Origin of the sequence: Amycolatopsis rubida (assembly GCF_900115345.1) — a bacterium.
GTDB lineage: Bacteria > Actinomycetota > Actinomycetes > Mycobacteriales > Pseudonocardiaceae > Amycolatopsis > Amycolatopsis rubida.
This window is the reverse complement of sequence record NZ_FOWC01000005.1, coordinates 520241-538953: the sequence shown is the minus strand read 5'-3', so window position 1 is coordinate 538953 and position 18713 is coordinate 520241. Positions and strand designations below refer to the sequence as shown.

Sequence of the window (18713 nt, the reverse complement as noted above, 5' to 3'; positions counted from 1 at the left end):
CGTCTGCGGCATGACGAGAACATGGGTGATCACCGGAGCGAGCCGCGGCCTGGGGCAGGCGCTGACGGTGGCCGCGGCGGAAGCGGGCGGCCGAGTGCTGGCGACCGTCCGCACGCCGGGCAGCGCGCCGGACCACCGGAACGTCGTGGAGCACGTGCTCGACGTGCGGGACCGGGCCGCCGCGCGGGAAACCGTGCGGCGGGCAGTGGCCGAGTTCGGCAGGCTGGACGTGGTGGTGAACAACGCCGGGTACGGACTGGTCGGCATGGCCGAGGAGGCAAGCGAGGACGAAGCGCGGGACATCCTGGAGACGAACCTGCTGGGCGCGTTGTGGCTGACCCAAGCCGCGTTGCCGGTGTTGCGCGAGCAGCGGTCGGGGCACGTCGTGCAGATTTCTTCGGTCGGCGGCGCCGGTTCGGTGCCGGGATTCGGGCTGTACAGCGCGAGCAAATGGGGGCTGGAGGGCATGAGCGAGGCGATCGCGCAGGAGGTCGCGGAGTTCGGCGTGCGCGTGAGCATCGTCGAACCGGGCGGAATGGACACCGAATGGGCGACCGGCAGCATGCGGTTCGCCGCCCCGGACCCGGCGTACGACGGGTTGCGCGAGCGGATGTTCGGCACGGCGAGCGTCCCGTGGGCCGCCGCCGGCACCGGCGGTGGCACCCCGCCCGCGGAGATCGCCGCTGAGATCCTGCGGCACGTCGACGACCCCGCCGACCGGCGGCTGCGCGTCCTGGCCGGTGCCGACGCCCCCGGAATGGTCGCGACCGCACTGTCCGGACGGCTGACGGATTACCGGCAGGACAAGCGTTTCTCCGACGCGGAGATCTGACGTGGCGCGCGCCAGCACCCGAGCCCGGGTGCACGCCGCGGTGCTCTCCCTGGCCGCCGAATCCGGTTTCGGCGGCCTGACCATGGAGGGCATCGCGGCCCGCGCGGGCGCCGGGAAGCAAACGCTGTACCGCACGTGGTCCTCGCCCGCCGCGGTCCTGCTGGACGCGCTGCTGGGGCAAAGCCTCGACGCTTCCGGCGAAGTCGCCATCCCGGACACCGGCGATCTTCGCGCGGATCTGGAAACCCTGGTCCACGGCATGATCGCCGAACTGACCGATCCGGCGACAGACCGCCTGCTCCGCGCAGTGACCGCCGAACTGCAAACCGATCCGGCCATCGGCGCCGAAGTCCTGGACCGGCTGCTGGGCCCGCAACTGCGCGCCATCGCCGACCGCCTGGCCCGCGCCGAGGCCGCCTGCCCGGAGGACGGCGCGGAACTGTTGCTGGGCCCGGTTTTCCACCGCTGGCTGCTGCGCACCCGGCCGTTCCCGGAGGACTGGCCCGCCGCCCACGTGGACCGGGTGCTGCGCGCGGTGTCGTCCGGCGGCTAGCTCGGCGAGCGCGGCAACGGGACCCGGCTCCGGCACCTGGGCACGGCAGCGCCCGCTCATGCTCGACCTTCGCCGAGCCTGGAAAGCCGCGTCCCCGGAGCGAGGGCTCCTCTTCGGGTGCGCCCGGAGTCGGCTCCGGCCAAGCGGGGAACTGGTTCCTCGCCGTCGAGATCGACGGTGCCGAAATCCGGGACATCCTCGCCCGCAGGCCGAGGCCGGCCAGGTCAACTACCGCCTGACTCGGTTCCCCGAAGCTCCACGCAACACCCGCCGTCGCGCGGCGCGACCCGGGCCGTCGCCACCCCCGGGACCTGGAGTCCTTCCACGACCCCGCGCAAGAACCGGTCCGTCATCCCGCACACCAGGTCCGGCGCGCGTCCGGCCAGCGGCTGGAACGGGCAGTTGCGCAGCCGCAGGCACACCGGCGTCTCGCGGTTCGGCTCGAAACCGTGCCGGGCCAGCACTGTGCTCGTCAGCGTCAGCCCGCGTTCCGTGCCCAGCCGGCCTGGCCGGGAACGTTCGCGCTCGGCGGCACCGGCCGCGGAGCCGTGCCGTCCGGCCTCGCGCAGGGCAGCGTCGCGGGCCGGTTCGCTGGGGGCCGCCGACGCGACCGCGTCCACCAGGATCGCGGCCAGGACGTCCGGGTGCCGGGGCGGGATGGTGATCGCGAAGTCGGTCGCGGCGGGTTCGTAGACCTTCGGAGCGCGGCCCACCTTGCGGACGCCGCCGACGGTTTCGTAGCGGGCGCGCAGGAGGCCGGCTGTCACGAGTTTGTCCAGGTGGAACGCGGCCAGCTTGCGCGAGATGCCGACGGCCGCGGCCGCCTCCTCGCGCGTCACCGGGCGGCCGGCGTCGCGGATGAAGGCGTACATCCCCCGGCGCAGGTCCTCCTCCAGCGCCGCTACCGCGCGGATGGTCGCCAGGTCACTCGTCACATCTCCACGATAACGCCCAGCGAGGTTCCCCGAACCCGCTACCTGGCTTGTTCACCTGGTCACATTGACTCCGTCAGGCGATAAGACCAAGATTTGTAGGCGAAACCCTGCCCTGCCAGCCCCGAAGCCCGAGGATCGCCCATGCAGTCGTCCGGAACCGCCCTCCGCGTCGTCCACGAGCCCGTCCCCGGCTTCGACCTGGCCGCGGCCGAACACGCGGCGGGGGATTTCCTGCGCGCGCTCGGCATCAGCCTCGACTCGGAGAGCCTGCGCGGCACCCCCGGCCGGATGGCCCGCGCGTACGCGGAGCTGTTCACGCCGCGCGCGTTCGACCTCACCACGTTCCCCAACGACGAGGGCTACGACGAGCTGGTGCTGGCCCGCGGCATCCCGGTCCGGTCGGTCTGCGAACACCACCTGCTGCCGTTCATCGGCGTCGCGCACGTCGGGTATCTGCCGGGCGAGCGGATCCTCGGGCTGTCGAAGCTGGCGCGGGTCGTCGAGCATTTCGCGTGCCGCCCGCAGGTGCAGGAACGGCTGACGAAGCAGATCGCGGGCTGGCTCGGCGACCAGCTGTCCCCGAAGGGCGTCGGCGTGGTGATCGAGGCCGAGCACACCTGCATGACTCTGCGCGGCGTGCGGGCGACCGGCTCGTCCACGGTGACGTCCACACTGATGGGCACGCTGCGCGAGGACGCCCGGTCGCGTCAGGAGTTTTTCTCGTTGACCGGGGTCAACGCCTGAGCGCGGGCCCAGTCGAGGAAGTGTTCGACGCCGCGGACGACGTGGGTGCTGCGGATTGACGGGAACACGTCGAACGCGTGCTGTGCTCCGGCGAGTTCCGCGTACGCGACCGGGTGGGCGGATTTGGCGCGCAACCGGGCGACGAACTCCCGCGCCTCCGCGACCGGCACGAGCGAATCGTGCTTGCCGTGGATCACGAAGAACGGCGGCGCGTCCTCGGCGACCCGGTCCATCGGGGACGCGGCGAGGTAGTCGTCCAGCCGGTGCTCCGGCGCGAACACCCGGCGCGCCATCAGGCTTTCCAGGCGGTACCGGCTTTCCTCCTCGCCGGTCGACGCGGCGATGTCGTACACGCCGTAGTGCGGCACGCAGGCCTGCACGCTCGTGTCCGCCTCCTCGAACCCCGGCTGCAGCGCCGGGTCGTTCTGGCTCAGCGCGAGCAGCGCGGCCAGGTGCCCGCCCGCCGAACCGCCGGTCACCGCGACGAATCGCGGGTCGCCGCCGTACTCGGCGATGTGCTCGCGGATCCAGGCGAGCGCTTGCTTGGCCGCCACGATGTGCGCAGGCCAGCGCGAGGCGGGGGAGAGCGGGTAGTTGATCGCGACGCAGACCCAGCCGCGGCGGGCGAGGTGGCGCATCAGCGGCAGGCCCTGCTGTTCCTTGTTGCCGATCGTCCACGCGCCGCCGTGGATCTGCAGCAGCACCGGTGCGTCGCGGACTGTCTCGCGCGGACGGTAGACGTCCAGCAGGAACCGTTTGCCGCCAGGGGCGTAAGCGACATTCCGGTCGCGCACGACGTCCGGCTCGTGCATCCGGAACGGCATCAGCAGGCGTCCCCACGGAGTCGAGAAGTCCGAAGGGTTCTCCAGCCGGTCCCGGTAGTCCTCGCCGAGCGCTTCGACGAGCGCGGCCTCGACCTCGAGGCGCGCCTTCAGCGAGGTCCCGATGAGCGACGCGAAACCGGCCGCGGACAGCCCGGCCAGCGCCAGCCCGACCCGGTCGCCGGGGCGGCGCACCCCGTGGCGCGCGACGTGCTGCACGGTGTCGGCCGCGGTGAGCGCGAGCAGGTGCGGCGCGAGTTCGCCGGTGAGCCAGCCGGCGAAGAACACCGGGATCGAGGTCGGCCGCGGTTTCGGCGGCGCCACGGCGAGCGCGGCGAGCCCGAGCTGCGCCGCCCGGCGGGTCACGAAGTCCGGTTTCACCTGCCCGATGCTACCTCCGCCGAGCGCCCCGGCCAGGGTTCTGCCTTACGCTGGCAGACATGCAGCGACTGAGCGGGCTGGACGCGAGCTTCCTCTATCTGGAGACGCCCTCGCAGGTCCTGCACGTCTGCGGCCTGCTCACCCTCGACGGTTCGACCATGCCCGGCGGCTACGCGTTCCCCGAGTTCAAGCGCCGCCTCGCCGAACGCGTCGCGGTGCTCCCGGCGTTCCGCCGCAAACTCCACAATCCGCTCTGGAACCTGAACCATCCGGTGTGGGTGGAGGACGAGGATTTCGACCTCGACAACCACGTGCACCGGATCGGCCTGCCCGCGCCGGGCGACGACCGCGAACTCGCCGAGATGTGCGCGCACATCGCCGGACAGCGGCTCGACCGCGCGCATCCGCTGTGGCAGTGCTACGTGATCGAGGGCCTGCCGGACGGACGGCTGGCGGTGCTGCTGAAAATGCACCACGCGAGCGTCGACGGCGTCGGCGGGGCCAGCCTGATCGGCTACCTCGCCGGGCTCGAACCCGACGCGCCGCTGCCGGAGCTGCCCGCCGGCGAGCGCCACAACGACGGTCTCCCCACCCGGCTTCGGCTGCTGCGCGAGAGCGCCGATTCGCTGCTGCACCGGCCGTTCGAGGTCGCCCGGCTGCTGCCGGAGCTGCTGGGGCTGGTGCCGAAGTGGGCGATGAAAACTTTGCGCGGCAAGGGAATGCCGGTGCCCTTCACCGCGCCGCGGACCTCGCTGAACGGCACCATCACCGGTCATCGCTCGGTCGCGTTCGCGCAGCTGGACCTCGATGCGGTGAAGCAGGTGAAGGACGCTTTCGGCGTCACCGTGAACGACGTGGTGCTGGCGCTGGTTTCCGGTGCCCTGCGGCAATTCCTGCTCGGTCGCGGCGAGCTGCCGGGCGACCCGCTGGTGGCGACGGTCCCGGTGTCGGTGCACGAACGCACGGAACGCGATCACGGCAGCAACCAGGTCTCGGCCTTTTTCGCTTCGCTGCCAACGCATCTGCCCGACCCGGCGGCGCGCGTGTTCTTCCTGGCCGAGGCGAACCGGCGGGCGAAGGACCACCATTACGACATCGACGCCGACATGCTCGCCGACTGGGCCCAGTTCTCCCCGGCGTCGGTCTTCGGGCTCGGCGTGCGCGCGTATTCGGCGCTGCGGCTGGCCGAACGGCATCCGGTGGTGCACAACCTGATCATTTCGAATGTTCCCGGGCCGCCGATGCCGTTGTATTTGCTGGGGGCGCGGATCACCGGGCTGTACCCGCTCGGGCCGGTGTTTCACGGCGCGGGGCTCAACATCACGGTGCTGTCCACTGACGGCAAGGTCGGGGTCGGGTTGCTGGGGGCCAAGGAATTGGTGAAGGACCTGTGGCCGCTGGCGGACGCGCTGCCGGAGGCGATGGACGAGTTGAGCAAGGCCGCGCCGGTGTGACTCCTCGCGAGCGTGCTGCCCGCCCGGCGACGGTGGTAACTTGCGGTCCGTGGGGAAGACGGTGGTGTTCGATGTCGACGGGACGATCTGCTTCGACGGTGTCTCGATAGCGCCGGCGATCGCCGAGGCGTTGAGTGCGCTCCGGGGCCGGGTCCGGCTGGTGTTCGCCTCCGCGCGCCCGATCCGGGATCTGCTGCCGGTGCTGCCCGCCGAATTCCACGACGAGACGCTCGTCGGCGGCAACGGCGCCTTCTCCCGCAGCGACGGCGAACTCCAGGTTCTCGGCATCGCCCGGGAGGACCGCCGGGTGCTCGACCGGATCATCGACGAGCACGATCTCAAGGTGCTGATCGACGGCGACTGGGACTACGCCTACACCGGCGACGAAGCGCACAAGATCTTCCGGCAGCTGGACGCCGGGAAACTCGCCTCGAACGTCAGCCGGGAGCAGATCGAACGGTATTCCAAGGTCGTCCTCTTCACCTCCCGCCCGGACGTGCTGCGCCGGCTTCGGGAGACCGGGCTTTCGATCAGCGTGCATCCCGAGGAAGGCATCGTCGACGTGGCGCCCAGCGGGATCACCAAACATCACGCGCTCGTCCGGCTGGGGATCGCCGAATCCGGGTACACGGCGTTCGGGAACGACGCCAACGACGAGCGGATGCTGCGGGAGGCGACGACGAGTTACTGCGTCGGCCGGCATCCGGCGCTGGCCTTCGCCGACCGTCATCTCGCTCCGGAGGCCGTTCCCCGGGCGATCCGGGATCTGCTGGAGCCGGAGCGAGACTCGGCCGCGTAGCCGTCAGGACGCCGCGCTGGCCGGCGGCGGCGCACTGTCGGCGAGTGCGGCTTGCACCGAAGTGCACGCCGCCGTCAACGCCGCGACGAACTGGTCCGCCGCGAACACGCACGCGGTATGCCCCGCCGGAATCTCGTACGTCGCCGCCCCGGCGATCCGCCGCGCCAGGCTCCGCTGGTGCGCGGGCGCGATGAACCCGTCCCGGGAAGTCACCACCACCGCGGCGGGCAGGTCGAGCGTGTGCAGCCACGGCGTCGAGTCGAAGCGGCCGATCTCGTCCAGCGCGACCGCGATCGCCCACGGGCTGGTCGAGCGGAACTCCTCCAGCGCCCACCGGTGGTCCTCCAGCCGGGCGAGGCGTTCGCGGCGGGGTTCGCCGGGGACCAGGCCGATGCGGGCCTGGTCGCGCAGCAGGTGCAGGGTGCGGCCGAACAGGTCGAGGGCCACGCGTTGCCGGACGCCGCGGCGGAAGTTGCTCGCCGTCGAGCACAGCACCAGGCCGGTGACGCGGTCCGGACAGCGGCGGGCGGTCAGCTGGCCGACCATGCCGCCCATCGAGTAGCCCGCGACCATGAACTGGTCGATGCCCAGCGCATCCGCGACCGCGACCACGTCGTCCGCGCAGTCTTCGAGGCTGAAGTCGTGCGAGCGGATGCCCTGGCCGTGCCAGCGCTGGTCGAACACCACCACCCGGTGGTTCGCCGACAGCCGTTTCAGCACGGGGTACCAGGTGAGCAGGCCGGTGCAGGCGACCGAGTGCAGCAGGATCACCGCGGGTGCGTGCCGCGGGCCGACGTCCACCGCGACGGTGTGGCCGCGGCCGGGCAGGGACAGCGGCTCCGGGTCGGGGACACCCGCGGTGGGCGGGATGGTCGCGAGCTTGCGCGTTGCTTGCCAGCCGACGTCGCCCAGCGCTGATTTGAGAACTTGTTCCGCACCCACGTCGGCGTGCCGCCCTCCCTGCTCGTCCTGTCGATCTACCGCCCGGGCCCCGGTCCTGGGGGTTGCCGAGCCAGCCCATTCCGGCTAAAAATAGAACGTGTTCCACCTAGGTGGAGGGAGACCGGAGTGGACTTCACCCCCGACGATACGCAGGGCGAGATCACCTCGCTCGCCGCGCAAGTGCTCGGGAAGACCGACGAGCCCGCCGACCAGTGGCGAGCGCTGGCCGGCGCGGGCCTGCTCGCCCTGCCCCTGCCCGCCGACCTCGGCGGCGACGGGCTCGGCGTCGACCACGTCGCCCCGGTGCTCACCGAGGTGGGCCGGGCCGCGGCGGCGGTGCCCGCGTACGCCGTACTGGCGCTCGGGATCCTGCCGATCGAGGCCCTGGGCACCCCGGCGCAGCGCGCTGAGTTCCTGCCGCCCGCCGCGGCGGGGGAGACCATTCTCACTGCCGCCTTGCACGAGCCGTCCGCACCGCTGACCTCCATCCCCGGGACCAGCGGTGCGGCGGCGGACGGTTCCTGGGCGGTGACCGGCGTCAAGACGCACGTGCCGTACGCCGCGGAGGCGACGCGCATTCTCACGCCGATCGCGTTGCCGGGAGGCACTGGCGTCGCGCTGGTGGATCCGCGCGCAGACGGGGTCGAAGTGCTGCCCGCGTACAACGCGACTGGCACGCCGGAGTACACCGTGCGGTTCGACGGCGCGCGGGTGAGCGAAGCGGACTTGTTGCGTGACCGCACGGCAGGGCATGCGTTGCAGACGCTGCACCGCTACGCGTTGGCTGGAGCGCTCGCGCTCGGCGACGGCCTGCTGGCCGGAGCCTTGGCGCTAACAGCCCAGCACGTCGGCGAGCGCACGCAATTCGGCCGTCCGCTCGCGACCTTCCAGGCGGTGGCACAGCAGATCGCGGACGTCTACGTCGCTTCCCGCACCGTGCATCTGGCCGCGGTGTCGGCGGTGTGGCGGCTGGCGTCCGGATTGGACGCGGACACCGAGCTGGACATCGCCGCGTACTGGCTGACTGCGGAAGCTCCGTCCGCGCTGGCGATCTGCCATCACCTGCACGGCGGCGTCGGCGTCGACCGCACCTATCCGCTGCACCGGTATTCCTCGGCAGTGAAGGACCTCGGCCGCACGGTCGGGGGAGCGGCGCACCGGCTCGGCCGGCTGGGTGAACGAGTGGCGGGATGAGCATGCACATCGAACTGACGGCCGCGCAACAGGAATTGCGGGCGCAGCTGCGCGAGTACTTCGCGGGCCTGCTGACCGCCGACGAGCGCCGGGCCTTGCTGCGGGAGCGGCACGGACAGGTGTACCGCGACGTCGTGCGCCGGATGGGCCGCGACGGGAAGCTCGGCGTCGGCTGGCCCAAGGAGTACGGCGGCGGCGGTTTCGGCGAGATCGAGCAGCACATCTTCGTCGACGAAGCCGCCCGCGCGGACGTCCAGCTGCCGTCGGTCACGCTGCAGACGGTCGGGCCGACGTTGCAGGCATTCGGCACCGAGGAACAGAAAGCGAGGTTCCTGCCGAAGATCCTGGCCGGGGAAGTGCACTTCGCCATTGGCTACACCGAACCGGAGGCCGGCACCGACCTCGCCTCGCTGCGCACCCGCGCGGTCCGCGACGGCGACGATTACGTGATCAACGGCCAGAAAATCTTCACCACCGGCGGGCACGACGCGGACTACGTGTGGCTCGCCGTGCGCACGGATCCGGACGCGCCGAAGCACAAGGGCATCTCCATCCTGATCGTGGACACCCGCGACCCCGGCTATTCGTGGACGCCGATCATCACCTGCGACGGCGCGCACCACGTCAACGCGACGTTCTACGAGGACGTCCGGGTGCCGGCGAACATGCTGGTGGGGGAGGAAAACCGCGGCTGGCGGCTGATCACGGCACAGCTCAACCACGAGCGCGTGATGCTCGGCCCGGCCGGGCGCGTCGGCGGCCTGCACGACCGCGTGTGGGCGTGGGCGGCGGCGCGGAAGACCCCGGACGGCACGGCGTTGCTCGACCTGCCGGACGTGCGCGCGGTGCTGGCCGAGACGTTCGCGGTCGCGCGGGTCAACGAACTGCTGAACTGGCAGGTCGCGGCGGCAGCGGCGCACGGGTCGGTCGAGATCGCCGACGCTTCGGCGACGAAAGTGTTCGCCTCCGAGCGAATCCAGCGGATCGGGAGGCTGCTGGAGGAGCTGGTCGGGCGCCATGGCGACCTCGCCGACCCGGACACCGCCGAACTCGCCGAATGGCTCGACGTGCTGGCGAAACGGAACCTGGTGCTGACGTTCGGCGGAGGCGTCAGCGAGATCCAGCGCGAACTGATCGCCTCCGCCGGACTGAACCTGCCGAGGGTGCCGCGATGACGATCGAGGAAGCCGCCGCGAAGATCGCCGCACAGGGCGAAAGCGCGCCGAGGTACGCGCGCGATCCGGTGAACCAGGCGATGGTGCACAACTGGGTCGAGGCGATCGGCGACGCCAATCCGGTGTACACCGACGCGGACTTCGCCGAGACGAGTGTCCACAAGGGACTCGTCGCGCCGCCGGCGATGGCGCAGGTGTGGACGATGCCGGGACTGCACGGCGTGCGCGGGGACGACGATCCGCTCGGCGCGATCCTGAACGTGCTCGACGACGCCGGGTACACCTCCATCGTGGCCACCAACTCCGAGCAGACCTATCACCGCTACCTGCGGCCCGGCGAGCACGTTTCGACCACGAACGTGCTGGAGGACGTCACCGGCCCGAAGCGCACCGGGCTCGGCGAGGGCTGGTTCGTGACCACCCGGACGAATTGGTACGTCGACGGGGAACTGGTGGCGGACATGGTGTTCCGCGTGCTGAAGTTCCGCCCGCGCGAACCGGAGCCGCCGCCGTCGCCGGTGCTGCGGCCGGTGATCAGCCACGACACCGAGTTCTTCTGGGACGGCCTGCGCGAAGGCGAACTGCGCATCCAGCGCTGGGGCGACGTGCTGCGGCATCCGCCCGGCCCGATGCCGCCGGACGGATCGCTCGACACGGCACCGGATTACGTCGTTGCCAGCGGCCGCGGAACGGTCTACAGCTTCGTCGTGCACCACCATCCGGCGGTGCCGGGCAAGCGGCTGCCGTTCGTGGTCGCGCTGGTGGAGCTGGAGGAAGGCGTGCGGGTGATGGCCGAACTGCTGGACGCCGACCCGGCCGAGGTCCGCGTCGGACTTCCGGTGACCGCCGCGTTCGTGCGCGTCGACGACGAATTGACCCTGCCCGCGTGGAAGGTGGCGCGATGACTGCCGCAGTCGGGACCGAACTGCCGCCGATGGTGCTTGAGGCGACGCCGACGCTCGTGATCAGCACCGCGCTGGCGACCCGGGATTTCCAGGACGTGCACCATGACCGGGACGCCGCCGTCGCGCGCGGTTCGAAGGACATCTTCCTCAACATCCTCACCGACACCGGCCTGGTGCAGCGGTACGTGAGCGAGTGGGCCGGCCCGCAGGCGCTCATCCGCTCGATCAAGATCCGGCTCGGCGTGCCGTGCTACGCCGGGGACACGCTCACCTTTTCCGGCCGGGTCACCGCGCGCGACGGCAACGACGTCGAACTCGAAGTGTCCGCTGTGGACAGTCTGGGCGCGCACGTGACCGGCACAGTTTCGCTGACGCTGCCGGAGGAGGACGCATGACGTTCACCGGGACCACCGCCATCGCCGGGATCGGCGCGACGGAGTTCTCCAAGGATTCCGGACGCAGCGAACTGCGGCTGGCGGCCGAGTGCGTGAGCCACGCGCTGGCCGACGCCGGACTGAAACCGTCCGATGTGGACGGAATGGTGTCGTTCACCATGGACGGCAACGCGGAGATCGCGCTCGCCCGCGAACTGGGCATCCCGGAGCTGACGTTCTTCAGCCGCGTGCACTACGGCGGCGGCGCGGCGGCGGCGACCGTGCAGCAGGCAGCCATGGCGGTAGCCAGCGGGATCGCCGACGTCGTGGTGGCGTACCGGGCGTTCAACGAACGGTCCGGAACGCGGTTCGGGCGCGTGTCGGCGGCCGCGGCCCAGCAGGTGAACACCTCCGGTGTGGACAACGCGTTCCACTACCCGATGGGCATCGCGACCCCGGCCGCGACGGTGGCCATGGTCGCGCAGCGGTATCTGCACGAATACGGGGCCACCAGCGAGGATTTCGGCCGGATCGCCGTCATCGACCGGGCGCACGCGGCGACCAATCCGAACGCCTGGTTCCACGGCAGGCCGATCACCCTGGAGGAGCACCAGGCTTCGCGCTGGGTCGCGGAACCGTTGCACCTGCTCGATTGCTGCCAGGAAAGCGACGGCGGCGTCGCGCTGGTGATCACCAGTCTCGAACGCGCGCGTGACCTGCGGCAGGAACCGGTGGCGGTTTCGGCGGCGGCGCAGGGGAGCGGGCCGGATCAGTACGTGATGACCAGCTACTACCGCGACGATCTCGCCGCGCTGCCGGAAATGGGCGTGGTCGGGCGGCAGCTGTGGGCGCAATCCGGGATCGGACCGTCCGATGTGGACGTCGCGGTGTTGTATGACCACTTCACCCCGTACGTGCTGATGCAGCTGGAAGAACTGGGTTTCTGCGGTCGCGGCGAGGCGAAGGACTTCATCGCGGGCGACACGCTTACCCTCGACGGGAAACTGCCGCTCAATCCGCACGGCGGCCAGCTCGGCGAGGCGTACATCCACGGCATGAACGGCATCGCGGAGGCGGTCCGGCAGCTGCGCGGCACGGCGGCGAACCAGGTCGCCGACGCCAGCACGGCGGTGGTGACGGCGGGGACGGGGGTCCCGACGAGCGGGCTGGTGCTGACTCGGGCCTCGTGAGTGTTGGCGCCGGTTAGAACCGGGATTGCCGCGCACGTGGCTGCGGCGGCACGGGAGGTGGTGGCTGACTCGGGCCTCGTGAGTGTTGGTGTCGGTTAGAACCGGGATTGCCACGCACGTGGCCGGGGCTGTGCGCGGGCCGGGGGGCGCGAGGCGGGACGCAGCGGTCTGACCTGGGCTTGCCGGTGTGCGCATAGCCCTTGTGGGTCGACGCGGATCACCTTATTGCTGGCTGGTGCCTCCACGGCGCGCGTGTCACGGTAGTGAGACCGTGTGACGCAGCGTGTCCGGAGGAGTGAGGTGCCGAGGTGACTGTCCCGCTGGCGTGGCTGTTCACCGTGCTGTTCGCGTCGCTGGCGCTGCCGTGCGTGCTGCGGCTGGTGAAGCTCGATTACGGCAGTCTCGGGCACCGGGTGCGCAACGGCGACCTCGCCGAACTGCTGCTGGTGGTGGCGATGGTCGCGATGCTGTCCCCGGTAGGCGGACCGATCCCGGCCGCGGGCTGGCAGGCGGTGCTGGTGCTGACCGCGGGCTGGTTCGCCTTCTCCGCCTGGCGAGGCCGCGCTGAGGGACACAGCTGCTGGCACCACGCGCTGTCGGCGGCGGCGATGCTGTACATGGTCACCGCGATGCCGCACGGCGGAATGGTGCACGGGCCGTGGCTCAACATGTCCACAATGGATGACCGGCTGGCGTGGCCGGCGGTCGCGCTGGTGGCGGCAGCCTACTTCGCGGTCGACGCGGTCCGCTCCGGGGTGGTGGCGGTGCAGTCGCGCGGCACGGGGGCACCGGGACACGCGTCGCGCACGCTGTGCCGGGCGGCGATGGGCGCGGGCATGGGCGTCATGCTGCTCGCGGCCGTGTGATTCAGCCGAGCCGCTGGACTTCGCCGTCCGGCGGGAGCGCGGCCAGCGTCGGCAGCGCGTCGGCCGGGTGCCCGGCGACCCATTCGCGAGCTGCGGCGACGTCGCGGCCCAACGCGTCGATCAGTTCCTGCGCTGATCCGAACCCCTGCTGCTCCCGCAGGTGCTTGCCGAGCCAGACGGTGAGGCGTTCGCCGTACAGGTCGCCCTCGAAGTCGAGCAGGAAAGCCTCGACCAGCCGGTAGCCGTCGGCTCCGTAGTAGGTCGGGCGGCGGCCTACCGACACCGCGGCGGCCACGCGCGCGCCGTCCGCGCGCTCCGCCCAGCCGGCCCACACCCCGTCGCCGAGTTCGCCGCGCTGGTCGCGCAGCGCGATGTTCGCGGTGGGGAAGCCCAGCTCACGGCCGCGCTTGTCGCCCGGCTCGACTGGCCCGCGCACCACGAAGAAGGTGCCGTCTCGCTCGTCCGCCATGGGACAACCGTATAACGGTCCCGATGCTCAGCGGGACCTCAGCACTGTGTCGGCCAGCACAGGCGTGTCGTCGCGCTCCGGTGCGGTGGCCGTGACCAGCAGACGGTCGTCCGCGCGCCACACGCGCACGCGCAGGTTTTCGCCGGGGAAGACGACGCCGGCGAACTTCGTCCCGAATGCCGAGACACGCTCGGGATCGCCGTCGAGGAACGCGTCGACCACGGCTTTCGCGACCACGCCGTAGGTGCACAGCCCATGCAGGATCGGCCGGTCGAAGCCGGCGGCCTTGGCGAACGCCGGGTCGGCGTGCAGCGGGTTGCGGTCGCCGCACAGCCGGTACAGAAGCGCCTGCTGCGGCAGCGTCGGCACGTCGAGGACTTTGTCCGGTTCGCGGTCCGGCCACTCGATCTTGTCCGACGGCCCGCGCTCGCCGCCGAAGCCGCCTTCGCCGCGGGCGAAGATGCTGGACCGGGCTGTCCACAGTGGAGCGCCGGACTCGTCGGCGACCTCGGTCTCCTGCACCAGCACCGCGGCCTTGCCCTTGTCGAAGACGTCGGCGATCCGGGTCCGCGCGACCGCCTTGCCCTCGACCGGGATCGGCCGGTGCAGGTCGATTTCCTGCTTGCCGTGCAGCACTTTCGCCAGGTCGACGTCGACGCCGGGGAACTTCAGCGCGGGCGGCTCGAACGTGCGGAGATTCGCCGCGACGGTGGCGAAGGTCGGCAGCACGCGCAGGTCGCGTTCGTAGGCGTAGCGCAGTTCGCGCTCGTCCACCGGGTCCGCGCCCGCGCCGACGGCCAGGTGGTACAGCAGCACGTCGGACGGCGTCCAGGCGAAGCCGACCTCGCCGAGATCGGCTCCGATCGCGACCGCGGGGTCGATGGGCACGGGCTCTCCCCTCACTCGTAGCTGACGGACACCTCGTCGGTCAACGGTACCGATTGGCAGGCCAGCACGATCCCGTCGGCGATGTCCTCGGCGTCCAGCACCTCGTTGTTCAGCATTTTCACCTCGCCGGAGGTGATGCGGCAGGCGCACGCGCTGCACTGGCCCTCGCGGCAGGAATACGGCGCGTCGAGGCCCGAGGCGAGCAGGTGGTCGAGCAGCTTTCGCTGGCGCGGCCAGGTGAGCTGCCGGGTTTCGCCGTCGAGGTCGACGGTGAGCGCGGTCGTCTCGCCGCCGGTGTCCTCCTCAGGTTCCGGCTCGTCCGCGAACGGGTTCCCGGTGAGCGAATGGAACTTCTCCACGTGCACGCGTTCGCGCGGCGCGCCGAGTTCACGCAACGCATCCTGCGCGGCGGCCATGAACGGCGCCGGGCCGCAGAGAAACGCCTCATGCCCTCTGTAAGGATTGGCAAGCGCCCGCAGTGCGGTGACGCTTGGCAAGCCCTGCAAGCTTTCCAGCCAATGCACCACTGTGAGCCGGTCGCCGAATCGCTCGGCCAATTCGCGCAGTTCGGCGGCGAAAATCACCGACTGCTCGTCGCGGTTGGCGTAGACCAGCACCACCTGTCCCTCGCCCTTTTCCAGTGCGGACTTGAGGATCGACATCACCGGAGTGATCCCGCTGCCCGCGGCGAACAACAGGAAATCGGAGTCCAAAGAGGACGGGCAGAACACGCCGGACGGCCGCAGCACGTCGATCGTCGCGCCCGCCTTCAGCTCGTCGCACACCCAATTCGAGCCGTATCCCTCGGCCGTCCGCTTGACCGTGACCTGCACCCGGCCCTCGTGCGGCGCGCTCGAAAGCGAATAGCACCGTGCGACGGAACCCGTTCGGTCGCTGGGAATCCGCAGCGTGAGGAATTGCCCGGGGGCGTAGGCGAACCGGTCGAGATGCTCGTCCGGGACAGCGAACACGATGGACCGCGCGTCCGCGGTTTCCTCGATCACCTCGGCGACGGTGAGCGTGACGACGTCAGTCATCGCGCACCTGCCCGAAATTGCCGTCGCGCACCGCGTTGTCGATGCTGTCCGCGAGTTTCTCGCAGGTGTCGAGCAACGCGGTGTTGCCGCCGGACGCGGCGTGCGCGGCGAACACCGGGCAGCTGGTCGCGGCGTCGGTGGTCCACTGGATGCTGGTGTGTTTCAGGCTGTTTTTCTTGACCAGCACACAGGTTCCGCAGCTGCGGCATTCATGCTGCCGCAGCCCGGAGGTGAGGAATTCGGTCGCTTCGGCCGTCACACCCCAGCCTCCTCCGCCTCGGCCTCCGCGCGCTGGCGCGCCAGGTTCTCCTGGACCTCGGCCGCCCACACCTCGTTCGCCTTCGTGGTGTCCACTTCGAACTCGAACCGGCGGGTCATGTCCTCGGTGACGTCCGCGGCGTCCACGTAGAACTGGTCGTACCAGCGGCGCAGCTGGTAGACCGGGCCGTCCTCCTCGCACAGCAGCGGATTGTCGATCTTGGTCTTGTTCTTCCAGATCTCCACGTCCTGGAGGAACCCGACGCCGATGCCCTTCGCGAGCTTCTGCGCGATCTTGTCCGCGTGCTCGTCGGAAATGCCGGGCATCTTCTTGACCATGATGCCCCACTGCAGCACGAACGACGTCGGCGAAACCGGATAGTGGCAGTTGATCAGCACGTTCTCGATTTCGAAGCCCTGGAAGGAGTTCACCAGCCAGTTGATCATGTAGGAGGGGCCGAAATACGACGCCTCCGAGCGCAGCAGGTTCTCCTCGCCGCCGTAATTGGACGCCATGCCCATGTCCGGGCGGCCCTTGGTGTTGAGGTACTGGGTGGCGATGTGGCCCTCGAACACGTTCTTGAAATAGGTGGGGAAGGCGTAGTGGATGTAGAAGAAGTGCGCCATGTCCACGACGTTGTCGATGATCTCGCGGCAGTTGGCGTTCTCGATCAGGATCGAGTCCCAGGTCCAGTTGCTCCACTCGGCGCTGAACGCGCCCTCGACGCGCGGGATGACGACGTTCTCCGGCGGCGGGTTGCCCTCCGGGTCGTGCCAGACGAACAGCTGCTTGTTCTCCTCCAGCACCTGCCACGCCCGGGTGCGCGCCCGCAGCGGGACCCGCTTGGCGTACGGGATCGACTTGCACTTGCCGTTGCCGCCCCACCGCCAGTCGTGGAACGGGCAGGCGACCTCGTCGCCCTTCACCGACCCCTGGGTCAGGTCGCCGCCCATGTGCCGGCAGTACCCGTCGAGCACGTTCAGCTTCCCGGCGGAGTCGGCGAACACGACGAGCTTGGTGCCGAACGCCTGCACGGCGTGCGGTTCGCCGTCGCGGAAGTTGTCGGCCAGCCCGAGGCAGTGCCAGCCGCGGGCGTACCGCGCCGGGGGCGCCCCGGCGTCGATCGTGCGGATCTCGGATCCATCGGTCTTCGGCGTCACTGCCTGCCTCCCGTGCCGGTCTGATCTTCGTTCGCCAGCGCCTGTGCCGCAAGGTAGCCGAACACCATCGCCGGGCCGATGGTCGCGCCCGGCCCGGCGTAGGTCCGGCCCATCACCGGCGCGCTGGTGTTGCCCGCTGCGTAGAGGCCGGACACGACCGTGCCGTCCTCGCGCAGGACGCGGGCGTTTTCGTCGATGCGCAGCCCGCCCTTGGTGCCCAGGTCGCCGGGCACCACGCGGACCGCGTAGTACGGGGCCTTGGCGAGTTCGCCGAGGCTCGGGTTGGGCCGGTTGCGGGGGTCACCGTAGTAGTGGTCGTAGGCGCTGAGCCCGCGCTGGAAGTCGTCGTCGACGCCCTTGCGCGCGAAGCCGTTGAACCGCGTGACGGTCTGCTCCAGCGCCTCAGCGGGCACGTCGATCTTCTCGGCGAGCCCGGCCAGCGTCGCGGACTTCGCGACGACCCCGGCCTTGTACCAGCGACCGGGCAGCGGCTGCCGCGGGCCGAGGCCGGTGAACAGGTAGCGGTCGCGGTAGCGCTGGTCGAACACCAGCCAGGCGGGGACGTGCTCGCCGGGGCCGTCGCCGTCGCCGTACATCGCGTGCACGGCCTCGACATACGGCGCGGATTCGTTCACGAACCGCGTGCCCGCGGCGTCGACCATCAGGCAGCCGGGCCGCGAGCGCTCGGCGAGTGCGAACCACGGCCCGCCGGTGAGCGGGAACGACGGGCCCCACCAGGCGTCGTCCATCAACTCGGTCGCCGCGCCGAGCTTGAGCCCGGCGTTGATGCCGTCGCCGGTGTTCGCCTCGGCGCCGACGGTCCATTCGGTGCCGATCGGCGCGCGCTGGTACTTGGTGCGCATCTCTTCGTTGTGCTCGAAGCCGCCACAGGCCAGCACCACTCCGCGACGCGCGCGGAACAGCGTCTCCGCGCCGGCGCGCCGGGCCACGATGCCGGTGACGACGTCGTTTTCCACCTGAAGATCGACCAGCGGCGTGTCGAGCAGAACCTCCACGCCCGCGTCCCGCAGGCCCTTCCGAAGCCCGGCCGCAAGCGCTTGCCCCATGGACAGCGGCTGCTGCCCGCGGACGCGCCCGGCCAGCCATTTCATCCCGAGCGACAGCATCCGGGCGGCTCCGCGCGGATGCCGGGCGATCAGGCTCAGCCAGCGATAGTCGGACTGGGTGATCGGCACGCCGAGCGGCGGCGCGCTGTAGGGCGGTTCGAGCTTGGCCAGGTCGCTGCCGAGCAGCTTGCCGTCGAGCGGCTTCGGCTCGACCGACCGGCCGCCGGGACGTCCGCCGGGCGCCTCCGGGTGGTAGTCGCTGTACCCCGGGACCCACTTGAACTCCAGCGGCGTGTTCCGGGTGACGAACTCCAGCACCTCGGGGCCGTGGTCGAGGAAGATCGCGCGCAGGTGCTCCGGCACCACGTCGCCGACGATCGATTCCAGGTACTGCTTCGCGCGTTCGGGTGGTTCTTCGATGCCCGCGGCTCGCAGGGCGTGGTTGCCGGGCAGCCAGACGCCCCCGCCGGAGCGGGCGGTCGAACCGCCGAAGCGGGCTGCCTTTTCCAGCACCACCACGGAGAGCCCGCGATGGGCGGCGGCGAGCGCGGCGGTCATCCCGGCGGCGCCGCTGCCGGCCACCACCACGTCGTACTCGTCCGACATGCCACCTCACATGCAACGTGTTATCGGCTAAAGCTGGCCTGCTCGGGGCCACTTCCGTCACC

20 protein-coding genes are annotated in these 18713 nt (G+C 70.7%); 11 read left to right on the top strand and 9 right to left on the bottom strand.

Going from position 1 to position 18713, the window contains the following annotated elements; genetic code table 11:
- The first annotated feature begins 10 nt into the window (after window positions 1–10).
- Window positions 11–832 (top strand): SDR family NAD(P)-dependent oxidoreductase, encoded by an 822-nt coding sequence (locus BM362_RS23015; protein ID WP_093574461.1) that lies wholly within the window; start codon window positions 11–13, stop codon window positions 830–832.
- Between the two features lies 1 nt (window position 833).
- On the top strand, window positions 834–1385 hold the full coding sequence (locus tag BM362_RS23010) for a TetR/AcrR family transcriptional regulator (protein ID WP_093574460.1): 552 nt from the start codon (window positions 834–836) through the stop codon (window positions 1383–1385).
- A 224-nt stretch (window positions 1386–1609) separates the two neighbouring features.
- On the opposite strand, the gene BM362_RS23005 is transcribed toward BM362_RS23010, so the two are convergent.
- A complete protein-coding gene (locus tag BM362_RS23005; protein WP_067579664.1) occupies window positions 1610–2320 on the bottom strand; it encodes a helix-turn-helix transcriptional regulator in 711 nt (236 codons plus the stop codon).
- Between the two features lie 141 nt (window positions 2321–2461).
- Here BM362_RS23005 and folE point away from each other — a divergent pair, with 141 nt between their 5' ends.
- A complete protein-coding gene (gene folE, locus BM362_RS23000; RefSeq protein ID WP_067579662.1) occupies window positions 2462–3064 on the top strand; it encodes a GTP cyclohydrolase I FolE in 603 nt (200 codons plus the stop codon).
- Here folE and BM362_RS22995 read toward each other — a convergent pair.
- Window positions 3028–4266, bottom strand: coding sequence for an alpha/beta hydrolase (locus BM362_RS22995; protein ID WP_093574459.1), 1239 nt, complete (start codon window positions 4264–4266; stop codon window positions 3028–3030). The genes folE and BM362_RS22995 overlap by 37 nt on opposite strands.
- Before the next feature lie 59 nt (window positions 4267–4325).
- On the opposite strand from BM362_RS22995, the gene BM362_RS22990 reads away from it, so the two are divergent.
- Together BM362_RS22990 and BM362_RS22985 are read left to right on the top strand one after the other, a co-directional pair.
- A complete protein-coding gene (locus BM362_RS22990) occupies window positions 4326–5720 on the top strand; it encodes a WS/DGAT/MGAT family O-acyltransferase (protein WP_067579660.1) in 1395 nt (464 codons plus the stop codon).
- Window positions 5721–5769: 49 nt separating this feature from the next.
- A complete protein-coding gene (locus tag BM362_RS22985; protein ID WP_167545392.1) occupies window positions 5770–6519 on the top strand; it encodes an HAD-IIB family hydrolase in 750 nt (249 codons plus the stop codon).
- A gap of 3 nt (window positions 6520–6522) precedes the next feature.
- Here the strand turns inward: BM362_RS22985 and BM362_RS22980 are convergent, their stop codons facing one another.
- Window positions 6523–7461: an alpha/beta fold hydrolase gene (locus tag BM362_RS22980; protein WP_093574457.1), complete on the bottom strand. Its 939-nt coding sequence runs from the start codon at window positions 7459–7461 to the stop codon at window positions 6523–6525.
- Window positions 7462–7587: 126 nt separating this feature from the next.
- Here BM362_RS22980 and BM362_RS22975 point away from each other — a divergent pair, with 126 nt between their 5' ends.
- The 6 genes from BM362_RS22975 to BM362_RS22950 all read left to right on the top strand — a co-directional run bounded on the left by BM362_RS22975 (window position 7588) and on the right by BM362_RS22950 (window position 13165).
- A complete protein-coding gene (locus BM362_RS22975) occupies window positions 7588–8655 on the top strand; it encodes an acyl-CoA dehydrogenase family protein (RefSeq protein ID WP_093574456.1) in 1068 nt (355 codons plus the stop codon).
- Window positions 8656–8657: 2 nt separating this feature from the next.
- Window positions 8658–9830 carry an acyl-CoA dehydrogenase family protein gene (locus tag BM362_RS22970; RefSeq protein ID WP_093574455.1) on the top strand — a complete coding sequence of 391 codons (1173 nt, stop codon included), beginning with the start codon at window positions 8658–8660 and terminating at the stop codon, window positions 9828–9830.
- A complete protein-coding gene (locus BM362_RS22965) occupies window positions 9827–10735 on the top strand; it encodes a bifunctional MaoC family dehydratase N-terminal/OB-fold nucleic acid binding domain-containing protein (protein ID WP_067579648.1) in 909 nt (302 codons plus the stop codon). Before BM362_RS22970 ends, BM362_RS22965 begins: the two co-directional genes overlap by 4 nt.
- Window positions 10732–11130, top strand: a complete 399-nt coding sequence (locus BM362_RS22960; RefSeq protein ID WP_067579646.1) for a MaoC family dehydratase — start codon at window positions 10732–10734, stop codon at window positions 11128–11130. The genes BM362_RS22965 and BM362_RS22960 overlap by 4 nt, the downstream gene beginning before the upstream one ends.
- Window positions 11127–12299 (top strand): lipid-transfer protein, encoded by a 1173-nt coding sequence (locus tag BM362_RS22955; protein ID WP_093574454.1) that lies wholly within the window; start codon window positions 11127–11129, stop codon window positions 12297–12299. The genes BM362_RS22960 and BM362_RS22955 overlap by 4 nt, the downstream gene beginning before the upstream one ends.
- 308 nt (window positions 12300–12607) lie before the next feature.
- Window positions 12608–13165 carry a DUF5134 domain-containing protein gene (locus BM362_RS22950; RefSeq protein ID WP_093574453.1) on the top strand — a complete coding sequence of 186 codons (558 nt, stop codon included), beginning with the start codon at window positions 12608–12610 and terminating at the stop codon, window positions 13163–13165.
- A gap of 1 nt (window position 13166) precedes the next feature.
- On the opposite strand, the gene BM362_RS22945 is transcribed toward BM362_RS22950, so the two are convergent.
- The 6 genes from BM362_RS22945 to kstD are packed head-to-tail and all read right to left on the bottom strand — an operon-like array spanning window position 13167 to window position 18651.
- Entirely contained in the window at window positions 13167–13634 is a 468-nt protein-coding gene (locus BM362_RS22945) for a riboflavin kinase (protein WP_067579641.1), read from the bottom strand.
- Between the two features lie 27 nt (window positions 13635–13661).
- The gene (locus tag BM362_RS22940) at window positions 13662–14522 is read right to left on the bottom strand and encodes a MaoC/PaaZ C-terminal domain-containing protein (RefSeq protein ID WP_067579639.1); all 861 of its coding nucleotides are present in this window, start codon (window positions 14520–14522) and stop codon (window positions 13662–13664) included.
- Between the two features lie 11 nt (window positions 14523–14533).
- Window positions 14534–15559 (bottom strand): ferredoxin--NADP reductase, encoded by a 1026-nt coding sequence (locus BM362_RS22935; RefSeq protein ID WP_067579637.1) that lies wholly within the window; start codon window positions 15557–15559, stop codon window positions 14534–14536.
- A complete protein-coding gene (locus BM362_RS22930) occupies window positions 15552–15818 on the bottom strand; it encodes a hypothetical protein (RefSeq protein WP_093574452.1) in 267 nt (88 codons plus the stop codon). Before BM362_RS22930 ends, BM362_RS22935 begins: the two co-directional genes overlap by 8 nt.
- The gene (locus BM362_RS22925; protein ID WP_067579633.1) at window positions 15815–16978 is read right to left on the bottom strand and encodes a 3-ketosteroid-9-alpha-monooxygenase, oxygenase component; all 1164 of its coding nucleotides are present in this window, start codon (window positions 16976–16978) and stop codon (window positions 15815–15817) included. The genes BM362_RS22930 and BM362_RS22925 overlap by 4 nt, the downstream gene beginning before the upstream one ends.
- Entirely contained in the window at window positions 16975–18651 is a 1677-nt protein-coding gene (gene kstD, locus BM362_RS22920; protein WP_093574451.1) for a 3-oxosteroid 1-dehydrogenase, read from the bottom strand. The genes BM362_RS22925 and kstD overlap by 4 nt, the downstream gene beginning before the upstream one ends.
- Between the last annotated feature and the right edge of the window lie 62 nt (window positions 18652–18713).